The following is a 13,361-nucleotide window of genomic DNA, read 5'->3' as shown; positions in this document are numbered from 1 at the left end:
AAATGAATTTATTCATTGAATTAATTCACCGAATAAATTCATTATATAGTTTTGTTATTTTATTGTCAATATAAACTTTAAGAATTTTCAAAATAATAGTATATAATTGACAATAGATTTTTTTATATATAAGCTAAGATTAGTACATATTCGAATAGGAGAATGAGTGGAATGGAAGAAAAGTTAACTAATAGACAAATCCAAGCAATAAATACAAAAAATAAGATATATAATGCTGCAGTTGAATTGTTGGAGAACAACGGCTATCAAAATATTAGAATAGAGGATATCTGTAAGCAAGCTGGGGTTTCTGTAGGCTCATTTTATACTCACTTTAACTCAAAGAATGATATTTTAGTTGAGATATTTAAAAAAGCTGATGACTACTTTAGAGAAGAAGTTTCAAAGTCTTTAGGAGACAAATCTACATTTGATAAAATTATAGATTACTTTGACTTTTATGCGAAATATGATGAATCTTTAGGTATTGATATGGCAAAACAACTGTATACTTTTGATAATAAAATGTTTATCACTGAGGGCAGATATATGCAAGGTCTCTTAAATGAAATAATAATAGATGCCCAGAAAAATGGATATCTCAATCTAGATATACCTGCTACAGAAATTACCAAACAATTATTTGTAGTAGCAAGAGGTGTTGTATATGATTGGTGTCTTCATGATGGTGAATATAATGTCAGAGAAACTATGAAAAATTTTATTAAACGCATGTTAAGTACATACCAAAGCAAATAACCTTAATTATAATCATCAAATGGTCCCTAACTGCTATACAGTCAGGGACTTTGTTATTCTTTATTAGTAGGCTTATCACTTTTCTTGTAATTTCCATCACTATCTTTGTTTCCCCAATAAGCATCGTTATAATTAATCATCACATAACCTGAAAGTAAGATGAAAAGAATTCCTCCTATTATCATAACAGCAGGTGAATTAATAATAGTCTTTAAAAATTCCATATCATATCCCCCTTTTCTTAATATTTAAATAGAAGTCTTTACCACATTTCAAATAATTTATAACCTACCCCAAAATTGTTAATATGTTAATGTATATTTTTGATAAATAATTATTACTCTTATAAGTTATGTAATAAGTAGTAATTAACTTCACTTTATGTAATATTATATTACTTATATATAAAAAACTCAAATTAATTATTTGACATAAAAAGGCATAATTTATAGCATAGCATATGTTATTTTTATTTTACATATTTATATCTTAATGTTGCGAATTATAACTTTCAAAATCACCATATTTTGCTCTTTGACATTATATGGAAATTGTAATTTAAAACTCTAAATAACTTAAATATTAATAGTGCTTTATAAACAACCAAAACCCTATGCTTAAAACATAGGGTTCATAATTGATCATTAATTCTATTTGTTATCCTCTTCACTTTTAGCTTTATCGTTATTCTCAGGATTCTTCTTACTAAACTTGCTTAAATCAATCTTAGATATTATTTCTGGAACCATTTCTACAAGATTTCCTAGATTGTTCTTACCCTTTACAGGAAGCATTGTAACTTCATCTTTTTTAATTACAAGTATTGCATTAGGAATAACTCTAGCTCCTAATCCAAGACCTGAACCTGTACCATTAGTTCCTTTTTCATCAGTACCACCGCCTGAACCAGTACCACATCCAAACATTACAGATATAATAGGTACTAAAGTTGTTTCTCCAATTACAATAGGCTCTCCAACTACAGTTTCAGTTTTTAAGAATTTCTCTAGTTTGTTAAATAGCACCTCTAAATTTTCTGGAATAGATGATCCTGCTTGCATAATTAATTCCTCCCTATATTTATTTCAATTATTTAATATTACTTATTTTTAATTTTGTCTTCATTAATTAATACACATAAAATATTAATTAAGTTTCAACAGTTTTTGATTTTTTAAACAAAGTTTTTCTAACTTCTTTTTTTAGTATAAATTTAAGAGTTCTATAGATTAGAGAAAATAAAATTATTTTTCCCCTTATATTAGTCTTTATATCTATAAATTCATCATCAAAAATCGGTTGGAGCTTTATATCACTAGAAGGTATTATCTGTTCAAGTATTGGAATAAAGCCACTTAAAAGGCCCGTAATAGAAGGATCATAAAATCCATATACTCCTTTTATTTCTATACCTTTAGGTTTTATTATTTTCAATATATCTTTAAAATAAGAAATTGCATAACTCAAGAAATTTTGTTTAAAAAACTTCTTATTATCCTTATTTGATTTTTTATTATGCTTTTTTTCTTTTTTGCTGTGATTAGATTTTTTAGTAGGATCTATAGAAAAAATACGTTTGTTTCTAATAAAAAAGTTTATTTTTAATCCAGATTCTTCTTTTAAAAAGTTAGCTTTTAGCAAATGAAACATCCACAATACTTTTGCTTCAAAACTTATACTCTCTTTAATTTGGGAATTTAAACTGTATTCAAAAGGAATAAATATCAAAGCTATTAATAAGCTCAATAAAATACATATTAATATAGTTAATATTTTTAATACTATAGTCATTATAACCATTTAAATTACATCCTTTCAAAAATATCTATATAATTAAATACTTATCCTGCATTAAATAAATTGAAAAGACTTATTTTAGCTACTTTCTTCTTAACATATTTTTTTACAGGCTTTTTCATATAATCTATAGATTTATTGACACTCTTATAAATAAATTTGTTGAAGGGATTTAATTTATAGAGATTTTGAGAATCTTTTATAGTTTTATTAATTTCTTTATAGGAATTATAGAGATTTTCAACTTTAGATTTAAAATCTTCTTGATCAGTTTGCGCTAAGCAATTTTCAACTACTAATTTTGAAATCATACTTAATCTTTCAGGTAGAATTAAATCCTCTTGAATGTTATTTAAATTTTCATCTATGAGATAAATAACATCTAAGTCTTTCTTGCAGGAATCACAATACTTTAGATGTTCCTCTACAAAAATCTTTTCCAAAGGATCTATGGTTTTATCTGCATAAGCATAAAGTAAATTCTTATCAAGTTTACAGTCCATATTATACCTCCCACGTGTCTTCCAATTGCTTTTTCAGTATGGCTTTTGCTCTATAAAGTTCTGTTTTAACAGTACCAAGAGGCTTAGATAATAATTCAGAAATTTCGTTGTAACTTAAGTCTTCATAATATCTTAACATTATAATTAATCTATAATTTTCTGGTAAAGCTTTAATATTTTCTATTATAATTTTTCTAACATCTATCTTCTCAATTTCACTTTCAACATTGAAGTCAGAAGCAATAGTATCTTCTACGTTTCTATCTTCATTGTATTCTTCGTTTAGAGATATAACATTATTTTTTATAGTTCTTCTAAAATTCAAGCAAATATTTACTGATAATTTTCTCACCCATGGATGAAATGGCATATCTTCATTAAACTTATCTATATTATTAAATATTTTTATATAAATTTCTTGAATTAAGTCCAAAGCATCCTGCTGATTTTGCGAATAAGTATAGCAAATCCTATATAAATAATTTTCATATCTCTTAAACAATTCAGTAAGAGCAGTTTTCTCATGCCTTTTGCATCTTACTATTAAATTTCTATCTACATTTATCATATACCGCCCCACCAATTATAATTAAAAATCATATTATCCCTATATACTATTTATAAGATAGTACATATAAATATATACACCTACATCCACACTAAAGTTTCTAAAAAAAGTATTTTTTTTAAACTTTTTTAATTTACAATCTAAAAACATAATACTAGAAATTTTCGAACTATTCTATTTATAAATTGGTGGTACAAATCTAAATGCTATAAAGCTAAAAAACCGAAAGTTTATATTCAATAAATCAATTAGACAATATAGATAAACAAACTCAAAGCTAGACTTATTTATAGTAATTTTTAGCGTAAACTAAGGACTTAATCATATCCTTTTGTTCATTAAAATGATGATAAACCATTTTGATTGACTCAAAAAGTTCATCAATAGAAAAATATGCACTTGCACTAAACATGCAATTTTTTAATTTATTCCAGATATTCTCCTGAGGATTTAGCTTAGGAGAATATCTAGGAGTATTTATTAAAAACAACTCACCTCTATGAGTTTCGGCGAAAGCCTGCATAGCCTTACTAACATGAAATCCCGCATTATCTAATAGAACATATACTTTTTTACCTACATTGATATCAAGTAGTCGCTTAAGAAACAATTTCACTTCTTCAGAGGTAATTACTTGTTTTGCCGAATAGGCATCTATGACAGTATCAAAGTTTTTAGTAATTTCAGTAGCACCTATTAGGTTAAGTCCTTCATGGCAATTGTTGCTCTCTAAAACAGGGGATATTCCTACGAGACTCCACGTTCTACGAATATCAGACTCCGTCCTAAGACCAGTTTCATCCATGGCATAAAATACACACTCAGAAGAGTTTTCTACAGAAATTAGAAGGGTTTTCATTTTTTAAAAAGGTTTTTTGTTCAACCTTATCAGCCTTAGTCGGCTTGCGCTGCGCTCTTTTATAGCTAAGATTATTTCGTTTTAACAATATTCTTATATATTCCTTAGAGTACTTTTCGCCATAGTTTTGATAAATGTACTCTACAAGAAGAGGACAGGTCCATACGTTACCTATAAATCCAAAATCATTAGGCCGTGTGTGTAATACAGTATTTATTAGATCATCCAACATCTCAGCACTAAAAGTTCCCTCTGAACCTCCACGATGATTTTCTAATGCCTTTAAGCCCCTAGAATTCCATCTTTTTATATAGTCTATAACTGTTTGTTTAGACTTTAATAAGAATCGGCCAATTTTTATGGTACTAAAACCCTCGTAGCGCATAATCACAGCAGTTAATACATTTCTAGCAAATTCATCTTCATGTGAATTTCTTATTTTCTTAAGTTCTTCTGTTGTGAATCCATATAATGATTCAATTTCCATACCTCTTCTACCCATAGTAACCTCTCCTAACTAAGTTTTACTTAACTTTAGTCTGTGCAGAAATCACTATAATATTTTGAATAAGTCAATCATGGAGTTGGTTTATCTATATAGAGAAACAAACTAGAAAATTGACTTATACCAGCGTATAAGTCAATTTTCGGCTTGATAACTCTATAAATAAAAAGCAAGTAATTTTACTCTTGTAAAAATCACTTGCTTTTTATTTATTATTTACCTATTATTTGATTTAAGAATTTTTTTGTTCTTTCTTCTTTAGGACTTGTAAAAATATCTTGTGGAGTACCTTCTTCAATGATATCTCCTTTGTCCATAAATATAACTCTATCTGCTACCTCTCTTGCAAAAGCCATTTCGTGAGTGACTATAATCATAGTCATATGCTTTTTAGCCAAATCTCTTATGACATTTAGAACTTCTCCCACTAGTTCTGGATCTAATGCAGAAGTTGGCTCATCAAATAGTATAACTTCTGGATTTACAGCCATAGCTCTAGCAATTCCTATTCTCTGTTGTTGTCCTCCTGATAATGTAGATGGATAATTACTCCTCTTATCATGTAAACCAACTATCTTTAATAATTCTTCTGCCTTTTCTATTGCTTCATTTTTATTTATTTTCTTATTTATAATTAAAGGTTCTGCTATATTTTCAAGTGCTGTTTTATTTTTAAATAAATTATAACTTTGAAAAACCATAGCAGTTGATTTCCTTAAGTTCTTTATATCTTCTTTTTTAGCTGCTGAAGCATTGACGGAGACTTCTCCAATTTGAATAATTCCCTCATCAGGTGTCTCTAAATAATTTATACACCTCAAAAATGTTGATTTACCCGATCCGGAAGGTCCTATAATTACTACGACCTCTCCTTTTTCTACACTCAAATTTATACCCTTTAATACCTCTAAATTATTAAAGCTCTTTTTTACATTCTTTATATCTATCACTTTATCACTTCCTATTAGTATGCATGATTCATTTTATTTTCTAATATCCTCTGAATATAATTAAAGAATATTACGATACCCCAATAAATTAATGCCACCGCTAAATAATTTTCAAAAAACTTATATGTGGCTGCTGCAGACATCTGAGCTTGTGCTAAAATTTCTGCCACTCCAAGGGTAAATGCTAAAGAGGAACTCTTTAACAAATCTACAAAAGTATTTCCTAGGGAAGGTATAGCTACCCTAGCTGCCTGTGGAAGTACTACTCTTTTCATTCCCTGCCAATGAGACATTCCTATTGACAAAGCGGCTTCCATTTGCCCTTTATCTACAGAGCTTATGGCTCCACGTAGTGTCTCTACCATATAAGCTGAAGCATTCATACTTAAACCAATTACAGTTGCAGTATAAGCATCAAGACTTTTGAATACAGGTATAATCTGAGGTAAACCATAGTACAGTAGAAAAAGCTGTACTAGCAAAGGCGTTCCCCTGAAGAATGATATATATATTTTAGATAAGGGATCTAAAATCTTTATTTTATAAGTTCCAATAGCTACTAATACTAAAGCTATGATTAATCCAATTATCATTGATATTACTGCCAAGCTAACTGTTAGATAGATATACTTAGCAAGTACTGGAAATGATTGCATCATATAATTTATATCAAAATCTGGTTTCATTAGCATAACCACCTAACATTATTTTTTAGTTATATCTAAGTTAACCCACTTTTTAGATAACTTTTCTAGAGTTCCATCAGCTCTCATATCAGCAAGAGCTTTGTTAACTTTTTCAACTACAACTTTATTCTCATCATTTTTTACAAAAGGAAAAGCATTTTCTAATGGCTGAACATCTTTACCAGCTAATTGAAGTGGCAGCTTATTTTCTTGAACTACAGCTAGTGCTGATACCTTATCATCCATCATAGCATCAGTTCTTCCTAATACAACATCTTGTCTCATTCCGCCATCATTATCATAGGTCACTACCTTAATTTCATTATTTTTATCAAATTCTTTTATTATCTGTTCATAGTTACTTCCCAAACTTACGCCTATCTTTTTGCCTTTTAAGTCTTCAAGAGTTTTAATTGAATCGTTGCCTTTTTTAACCACCATTTGTGCGCCGGAATATACATATGCCTCAGTAAATAAATATTTATCTTTTCTTTTATCTGTTATTGTTATTTCATTTGCTATAGTGTCAATTTTTCCAGCATCGAGCATTCCAAATAGTCCACTGAAAGATGAAGTTACAAATTCTGTTTTATATCCTGTTCTCTTACCTATTTCATTCCAAACATCTACTTCAAAACCATCAATCTTGTTATCTTTATTTTTAAAGGTATAAGGATAATATCCACCAGACATACCTATTTTTATAACCTTAGCTTGTTCACTTTTTTGTGATTGGCTAGAAGTTGTTGATGAACATCCTGTAAAGGCCATAACCGCTAATATTCCTAATGCCATTATTGTTTTCATTTTTTTATTTTTTATCATAATTGTTACCTCCATTAATTTTATTAAACTATTACTAAAAACTATTAAAGTGAAAAATTTATATAAATGCCAAATTATAAGTTATAATTCTTGCTTTTTGTATCCGGATTACAAAAAACAAAAAACTCCTGCCTCTATTACAGAGGCAGAAGTATAACTTCCACGGTTCCACTCTGTTTATTATGTACAATTAAGTAATCATAAGTACATAACAACTCTTTTTGGTACAACAATACCTCAACGCTTTAACGGGCGTACCCGCTGAAGTCTACTAGGCTTCAATTCAGTGCTCAGAGATGCACTTCTGTTAATTTCAACTCAAAGTCTCTTACACCCAATGAAGACTTCTCTCTGCCAGTTTCCTTTAACTTACTCTTCTCGTCATTGCATTTATTAGTAATCCACTATGTTTTATGTGATTATATTACTACATAAATAAAAATTAATCAAGTAGTTATTTATTTTTTTTATTTTTCAATTTTTGGTATCCTTAAATTAACTATTATTTCAATCTAAATCTGAAACTCCTTCTCCTATTGTCGAATGAGTACTCGCTGAGTAAGTGACTCACTCCAAATCAGCACTCTGTGTAAGCGATCATCTCAAAATCAGCACGCTGTGTAAGTGACTATCACCAAATCATAGATTTAGGATATCTACTTAAGATTTTGGATGCCTGCTTAACTGAGTTAATTACGAATAGTAATTAATGCTGATTTTTTATAATTTATGAAACTATTAAATTCTTAACTTTAAATTTTAATAACATACTATTAGTAATACTTTTCTACTTTTATATTACTAATAGTTGACATGTTAAAGCTTTAAATTATACTTAGTAATTAGGAGGGATATCATGAATAAGATGGATAACATAGATAAAAGTATCATAAAGTCACTAGAGAATAATGGAAGGATGTCTCATGAAGAGATTAGCAAGTCACTCCACATTTCAAGACCTGCAATCCATCAAAGAGTAAGTAAATTAGAAGCAGATGGTATTATAAAAGGTTATAAAGCAATAGTAGATTGGGAAATGCTTGGAGAACCAATTAAAACTCTCTTATATCTTAAAATTAGTTGTGAAAATTTTAAAGAAACTATAAATCAAATTTTATTATTGCAGGTTAATAACGTATTTATTGAAGAATGCCACAGATTGGCTGGTGAATGGTGTATAGTGCTAAAAATAAGAGCAAGCACTCCAATGGATATTTCTAATTTTATTGATACCTTATGGAAAATACAAGGTATTAAGGAAACATCAACTACTCTCATTTTATCAACTATATTAGAAAATGGAATACGTAGAGAGTAAATATATAAGCATTGAATGGAGGAGTGGAAATGGAATTGACTATTAAGAATGAAAACAAAAAAGTGGTATTAGCATATATTGCCGTTTGTATTTTTTGGGGCTCAACCTACCTTGCAATAAGAATTGGCGTAAGTGAGTTACCACCAACAATTTTTGCAGGTATTAGGTTTATAATTGCAGGTACCTTGATGTTTGGATATGCTGCATTAAAAGGCTTATCTATGCCTAAAAATTTATCTGAAGTATTTAAAATTTCTATTGTAGGTATATTTCTTTTAGTTGGAGGAAACGGTGCAGTTGTGTGGGCTGAGACTAGAGTTAGCTCAGGTATAGCATCTTTAATGGTAGCAACAGTGCCTCTTTTTATGGCACTTATAGAATCCTTATTACCTTCCAAAACAAAACTCAACGGAAAAGGATGGTTAGGATTATTCATTGGTTTTATAGGAGTATCTTTTTTGGTGCTTTCAGATTGGAATAAAACTTCAGTAGATACTATAGGTATGTCACTACTGATTGTATCATCATTGTCCTGGGCATCAGGGTCAGTGTATTCTAAAAGCTTTACTTCTTCTGCATCAACAATATCAAATATTGCCATACAAATGCTTTCAGGAGGAATCTGCTTATCAATAATTGGAACTTTTTTAGGTGAATTCTCAAGAATACACTTTACTGCTAAAGGATTAGGTGCATTATTGTACCTGGTGGTCTTTGGTTCTATGGTTGGTTATAGCTGTTATATTTATATTTTACAAAAATGGCCTGCCGCAAAAGCTGGTACCTATGCATATGTAAATCCACCGGTGGCAGTAATATTAGGTGCTATTTTTCTAAAAGAAGTTATATCCATAAAAATAATTTTAGCCACAATAACAATTTTAGGTGGAGTAATTTTAGTACAAACATCAAAATTAAAAGTCGCTACAAATGTTAAGAAAAATTCTAATTATATAGAAAATTAAGACTTTAATCATTTCATTTAGTCTATCTTCATAAATTCTACATAACTTTTTTATATACTTATAATTAATACGGCTGCAGCATATATTTTTCAATATATGCTGCAGATATTCTATTAGTATAAAATTGAATTGAGACAATAATTTATGAGGTGAATTTATGAGTGTTAAAATTGTAAAAATAGAAGTATACGATATGACTTGTACATCATGTGAAAAAACTATTGAAAGATCGCTAAAAGGGCTGGTAGGGGTTTTTAATATTACAGCCAGCTATAGTAAACATCTTGTAGAAGTAGAATTTGATTCAGATATCTGCAGTTTAAAAGAAATAAAAAATGCTATAAAAGCCGCTGGTTATAGTACTGAAAAAGATTCTAATTTTGGTTTTGCAGGTATATTAATAGTAGCTCTAGCTATTATTCTTATAGGGAATTCTACAGGCGGCTTTGACATGAACAACATGCTTAAAGGAGCAACTTATTTTGTTCTCTTTATTGTAGGAGTTCTCACTTCCATACACTGTGTAGGTATGTGTGGCGGCATAATGCTTTCTCAAAGTTTATCCAATGAAAGCAGAAGTAAGTTTCAAGCTATTAAACCTGCCTTATTATATAATACTGGAAGAGTAATATCATATACTGTTCTTGGTGGAGTTGTAGGTGCACTAGGTTCAATACTTTCATTATCTATAAAGACTCAGGCTGCTCTTCAGATTTTTGCTGGCTTATTTATGATTATTATGGGATTCAATATGGCAGGTTTCGGCCTATTTAGAAAGCTTCAAATAAGGCTTCCTTGGTCCTTTTGTTCGGTGAAAAATAAGCCTAAAACACCTTTTATGGTGGGTATTTTAAATGGTTTAATGCCATGTGGACCTCTTCAGACAATGCAGCTATACGCTCTTGGTACAGGGAGTGCTGCTAAAGGTGCTCTTTCAATGTTTATATTTGCTTTAGGTACAGTGCCTTTAATGCTTGCTTTTGGCGCAGTATCTGGTCTTTTAAGTAAAGGGTACACAAAAAAGATTTTAAAATTTAGTGGAGTTCTTGTAATTATTTTAGGACTTATAATGGGTAACAGAGGTTTATCTTTAGCTGGAGTAAATTTTGTTCCTTCTATAGCTTCTCTTTTGCCTAGTAATAGTCAATCTGTAGGCTCCTCTGGTGCCAATATTAGTAAAGCTACCTTAAAAGACGGTATTCAAACAATAAATATGACTGCAGATGGAAGAGGCTACACCCCTAATGTACTATATGTAAAAAAAGGAGTACCTGTTAAGTGGATTATAGATGGAAAACAAATAACCTCCTGTAATAACGCAATAGTAGTGCCATCCTTAAACATAAAACAACAATTAAATAGTGGCGAAAATGTAATAGAGTTTACACCAACGGACAAAGATCTAAATTTTAGTTGCTGGATGGGTATGATAAGGGGTGTTATCAAAGTAGTTGATAACTTAGACACTGTAGATACATCTAAGGCTGATCCTTCATTACCTCCTGCTGGAGGTGGAAGCTGCTGCGGAGGCGCTGTTCCACCTAGTGATAATTCATCTAGCTCCTCACAGGCTCCTAGCATATATGGCAATGACTTGAGTAAAGTTCCAACTGAAACCATAGTTAAAACCGCAATTGTTGCTGGCAAAAACCAAAGTGTTACAATTAAGGGAGTAGGGTATGAATTTAAACCACTTATTGTTGTTGTAGCTAAAAATCTAAACACTAAGCTGACATTTGATTTAACCTCATTTGATAATCCAGACGGGAAATTTGAATTAGTTCATGCAGAAAATGGAGATGTTTTTAAATCCTTTGATGGCAAGAAAGCTGTTGTTGATTTAAACATTACCTTTGATAAAGTTGGCGGTTATGGAATTGTAAAGGACAGCACAGTAATCGGCATTGTTGAGGTAGTTGATGATATTAAGACTGCGGATTTAGAAAAAATCAGACAGAAATATATTCAGTAGCTTGAAACCCTATATTCAACAAAAAGTATTTACTGTATAAATAATGCAATATATACTATAAACTTTAAGATTTTCTCTATTAATTTATGAAAAACTAGTTTATTATTTATATAAAAACCTCCTTGTGTATGGTTTCTCTCAAAATCCATTAAAACACAAGGAGGTTTTTTGAGAACTTAAATATGATATCATAATTCATCGATACAAATGATGCCTTGTCATTGACAAATTATTATTAAGTCCTTTTGAGAAAATAATTTGGTGAATGTCTAAATCACTAGCACGGAAGGATGCAGCACAAGAATTTAGGTATAATCTCCACATTTTGATAAAACGTTCACCATATTTTTCTCGAACATGATCTATATTCTTTTCAAAGTTTTTTGCCCAATGATCTAAAGTTTTTGCATAATGTAATCGCAGACTTTCTGCATCTAGTAAGTGAAAGTCGTTTTCAGGTAAAAGCCAAATTAACTCACGAATTGAAGGAATATATCCTCCTGGAAAAATGTATTTACGAATCCATCGATTGCAAGGCCCTTCGATTTGTCCCGTAATACAATGCAAAACAGATATGCCTCCAGGAGCAAGAAGTTTATCTACTGCCTGCATATACTTAGGTAAGTTTGCTTTTCCCACGTGCTCTACCATTCCAACACTGACAACTTTATTAAATTTACCACCATCGCTTTCTGCAAGATTTCGATAATCCATCAATTTTACATCTACCTGTCCTGCTAACCCAAGTTCTGCAATACGCTGCTTTGTTTTGGTATATTGTTCCTCACTCAAGGTTACACCTAAAGCTTTTACTCCATATTGCTGTGCAGCACGAATAATCAACCAACCCCATCCACATCCTATGTCTAGTAAGGATTCTTCCGGATGAAGCTGCAGCTTTTTTAGTATGTAATCAATTTTTTGTAATTGGGCTTGATAAAGAGAATCCTCTGGTGAACAAAAATAAGCACAGGAATAACTCATAGTTTCGTCCAACCACAGTTCATAAAAATCGTTTCCTAAATCATAATGGTGCTCAATATCTTTTCTCTGTTTTATTAAAGAAGTTGATCTATTTTCACTGTAGAAAAACTTTTTCAATCTTCCAAAACTCTTCTTTTCAAAAAAAGGAATATTAATTTTATAGGCTGTTTCAACAATTTGCTGAAGATTGCCTTTAAAATCAATAATTCCATCCATATAAGCTTCTCCAAAGGCCAATGAAGGATCTTTTAATATCTTTATCCCAGAAATTTTATCCTTAAATATGACTTTAAAGACAGGATCACCTTGACCATAATTTTCACTTGATCCATCCCAGTAATCAATGGAAAAAGAATAATTATTAATTTTTTGACAAAATTTATGCAGAACAGTCTTTTCCATATTTTCACCTTCCTTTATAATTAATACAACATTAATTATTGACGTAATCAAAAATTTATATTCAATTTATCTTATTTTTAAATGCAATATATAACTGTCCATCAGTTTGAATACCAGTAAATATAACGTCATCAATATTTTTAATATTTCTTGTTTTCAATTGATCTAATAGCCATTCAATATCTAAATTCATCATTTTTAAATGGGAATTCATAATCTGACCATTTATAATCAGTTCTGTCATTAGTCCCTTGTAGTTAGTAGATTT

16 protein-coding genes and 1 other annotated feature are annotated in these 13,361 nt (G+C 30.0%); of the genes, 4 read left to right on the top strand and 12 right to left on the bottom strand.

The window, feature by feature from the left end:
* The first annotated feature begins 171 nt into the window (after window positions 1-171).
* Entirely contained in the window at window positions 172-759 is a 588-nt protein-coding gene (locus ACZ5N4_RS04370; protein ID WP_464207484.1) for a TetR/AcrR family transcriptional regulator, read from the top strand.
* 53 nt (window positions 760-812) lie between these two features.
* Here ACZ5N4_RS04370 and ACZ5N4_RS04365 read toward each other — a convergent pair whose 3' ends face one another.
* The 10 genes from ACZ5N4_RS04365 to ACZ5N4_RS04320 all read right to left on the bottom strand — a co-directional run bounded on the left by ACZ5N4_RS04365 (window position 813) and on the right by ACZ5N4_RS04320 (window position 7,452).
* Window positions 813-983, bottom strand: a complete 171-nt coding sequence (locus tag ACZ5N4_RS04365) for a hypothetical protein (protein WP_464207482.1) — start codon at window positions 981-983, stop codon at window positions 813-815.
* 426 nt (window positions 984-1,409) lie between these two features.
* Complete coding sequence (locus ACZ5N4_RS04360) at window positions 1,410-1,820, bottom strand: GerW family sporulation protein (RefSeq protein WP_464207480.1); 411 nt, start codon at window positions 1,818-1,820, stop codon at window positions 1,410-1,412.
* A gap of 88 nt (window positions 1,821-1,908) precedes the next feature.
* On the bottom strand, window positions 1,909-2,559 hold the full coding sequence (locus ACZ5N4_RS04355) for a DUF2953 domain-containing protein (protein WP_464207478.1): 651 nt from the start codon (window positions 2,557-2,559) through the stop codon (window positions 1,909-1,911).
* 41 nt (window positions 2,560-2,600) lie between these two features.
* On the bottom strand, window positions 2,601-3,059 hold the full coding sequence (locus ACZ5N4_RS04350; protein WP_464207476.1) for a zf-HC2 domain-containing protein: 459 nt from the start codon (window positions 3,057-3,059) through the stop codon (window positions 2,601-2,603).
* A gap of 1 nt (window position 3,060) precedes the next feature.
* On the bottom strand, window positions 3,061-3,627 hold the full coding sequence (locus tag ACZ5N4_RS04345; protein ID WP_464207474.1) for an RNA polymerase sigma factor: 567 nt from the start codon (window positions 3,625-3,627) through the stop codon (window positions 3,061-3,063).
* A gap of 283 nt (window positions 3,628-3,910) precedes the next feature.
* On the bottom strand, window positions 3,911-4,486 hold the full coding sequence (locus ACZ5N4_RS04340) for a transposase (protein ID WP_464203244.1): 576 nt from the start codon (window positions 4,484-4,486) through the stop codon (window positions 3,911-3,913).
* A complete protein-coding gene (locus ACZ5N4_RS04335; RefSeq protein WP_464203245.1) occupies window positions 4,449-4,988 on the bottom strand; it encodes a helix-turn-helix domain-containing protein in 540 nt (179 codons plus the stop codon). The genes ACZ5N4_RS04340 and ACZ5N4_RS04335 overlap by 38 nt, the downstream gene beginning before the upstream one ends.
* Before the next feature lie 215 nt (window positions 4,989-5,203).
* On the bottom strand, window positions 5,204-5,941 hold the full coding sequence (locus ACZ5N4_RS04330) for an amino acid ABC transporter ATP-binding protein (protein ID WP_464207472.1): 738 nt from the start codon (window positions 5,939-5,941) through the stop codon (window positions 5,204-5,206).
* Window positions 5,942-5,955: 14 nt separating this feature from the next.
* The gene (locus tag ACZ5N4_RS04325) at window positions 5,956-6,627 is read right to left on the bottom strand and encodes an amino acid ABC transporter permease (protein WP_464207470.1); all 672 of its coding nucleotides are present in this window, start codon (window positions 6,625-6,627) and stop codon (window positions 5,956-5,958) included.
* Window positions 6,628-6,645: 18 nt separating this feature from the next.
* Window positions 6,646-7,452, bottom strand: coding sequence for an amino acid ABC transporter substrate-binding protein (locus ACZ5N4_RS04320; RefSeq protein WP_464207468.1), 807 nt, complete (start codon window positions 7,450-7,452; stop codon window positions 6,646-6,648).
* 138 nt (window positions 7,453-7,590) lie between these two features.
* Window positions 7,591-7,846: a binding site (T-box leader), on the bottom strand.
* A gap of 462 nt (window positions 7,847-8,308) precedes the next feature.
* Between ACZ5N4_RS04320 and ACZ5N4_RS04315 the strand changes: the two genes are divergently transcribed.
* The 3 genes from ACZ5N4_RS04315 to ACZ5N4_RS04305 all read left to right on the top strand — a co-directional run bounded on the left by ACZ5N4_RS04315 (window position 8,309) and on the right by ACZ5N4_RS04305 (window position 11,707).
* Entirely contained in the window at window positions 8,309-8,770 is a 462-nt protein-coding gene (locus tag ACZ5N4_RS04315) for an Lrp/AsnC family transcriptional regulator (protein WP_464207466.1), read from the top strand.
* Window positions 8,771-8,799: 29 nt separating this feature from the next.
* Window positions 8,800-9,735 (top strand): EamA family transporter, encoded by a 936-nt coding sequence (locus tag ACZ5N4_RS04310; protein WP_464207464.1) that lies wholly within the window; start codon window positions 8,800-8,802, stop codon window positions 9,733-9,735.
* 157 nt (window positions 9,736-9,892) lie between these two features.
* Window positions 9,893-11,707: an urease accessory protein UreH domain-containing protein gene (locus tag ACZ5N4_RS04305; RefSeq protein ID WP_464207462.1), complete on the top strand. Its 1,815-nt coding sequence runs from the start codon at window positions 9,893-9,895 to the stop codon at window positions 11,705-11,707.
* A gap of 195 nt (window positions 11,708-11,902) precedes the next feature.
* Here ACZ5N4_RS04305 and ACZ5N4_RS04300 read toward each other — a convergent pair whose 3' ends face one another.
* Window positions 11,903-13,093 carry a class I SAM-dependent methyltransferase gene (locus ACZ5N4_RS04300; protein WP_464207460.1) on the bottom strand — a complete coding sequence of 397 codons (1,191 nt, stop codon included), beginning with the start codon at window positions 13,091-13,093 and terminating at the stop codon, window positions 11,903-11,905.
* A gap of 61 nt (window positions 13,094-13,154) precedes the next feature.
* A complete protein-coding gene (locus ACZ5N4_RS04295; RefSeq protein ID WP_464207458.1) occupies window positions 13,155-13,337 on the bottom strand; it encodes a YetF domain-containing protein in 183 nt (60 codons plus the stop codon).
* Window positions 13,338-13,361 lie beyond the last annotated feature (24 nt).

This window comes from Clostridium nitrophenolicum, from assembly GCF_055391695.1.
Note: the sequence above shows the minus strand (reverse complement) of the source record. Positions and strands in the feature narration are given on the sequence as shown.

Excerpts from the sequence above, each read along its gene's own strand:
- ACZ5N4_RS04370 (WP_464207484.1), top strand. The coding sequence starts at position 172 with ATGGAAGAAAAGTTAACTAATAGACAAATCCAAGCAATAAATACAAAA.
- ACZ5N4_RS04365 (WP_464207482.1), bottom strand. The coding sequence starts at position 983 with ATGGAATTTTTAAAGACTATTATTAATTCACCTGCTGTTATGATAATA.
- ACZ5N4_RS04360 (WP_464207480.1), bottom strand. The coding sequence starts at position 1,820 with ATGCAAGCAGGATCATCTATTCCAGAAAATTTAGAGGTGCTATTTAAC.
- ACZ5N4_RS04355 (WP_464207478.1), bottom strand. The coding sequence starts at position 2,559 with ATGGTTATAATGACTATAGTATTAAAAATATTAACTATATTAATATGT.
- ACZ5N4_RS04350 (WP_464207476.1), bottom strand. The coding sequence starts at position 3,059 with ATGGACTGTAAACTTGATAAGAATTTACTTTATGCTTATGCAGATAAA.
- ACZ5N4_RS04345 (WP_464207474.1), bottom strand. The coding sequence starts at position 3,627 with ATGATAAATGTAGATAGAAATTTAATAGTAAGATGCAAAAGGCATGAG.
- ACZ5N4_RS04340 (WP_464203244.1), bottom strand. The coding sequence starts at position 4,486 with ATGAAAACCCTTCTAATTTCTGTAGAAAACTCTTCTGAGTGTGTATTT.
- ACZ5N4_RS04335 (WP_464203245.1), bottom strand. The coding sequence starts at position 4,988 with ATGGGTAGAAGAGGTATGGAAATTGAATCATTATATGGATTCACAACA.
- ACZ5N4_RS04325 (WP_464207470.1), bottom strand. The coding sequence starts at position 6,627 with ATGAAACCAGATTTTGATATAAATTATATGATGCAATCATTTCCAGTA.
- ACZ5N4_RS04320 (WP_464207468.1), bottom strand. The coding sequence starts at position 7,452 with ATGATAAAAAATAAAAAAATGAAAACAATAATGGCATTAGGAATATTA.
- ACZ5N4_RS04315 (WP_464207466.1), top strand. The coding sequence starts at position 8,309 with ATGAATAAGATGGATAACATAGATAAAAGTATCATAAAGTCACTAGAG.
- ACZ5N4_RS04310 (WP_464207464.1), top strand. The coding sequence starts at position 8,800 with ATGGAATTGACTATTAAGAATGAAAACAAAAAAGTGGTATTAGCATAT.
- ACZ5N4_RS04305 (WP_464207462.1), top strand. The coding sequence starts at position 9,893 with ATGAGTGTTAAAATTGTAAAAATAGAAGTATACGATATGACTTGTACA.
- ACZ5N4_RS04300 (WP_464207460.1), bottom strand. The coding sequence starts at position 13,093 with ATGGAAAAGACTGTTCTGCATAAATTTTGTCAAAAAATTAATAATTAT.
- ACZ5N4_RS04295 (WP_464207458.1), bottom strand. The coding sequence starts at position 13,337 with ATGACAGAACTGATTATAAATGGTCAGATTATGAATTCCCATTTAAAA.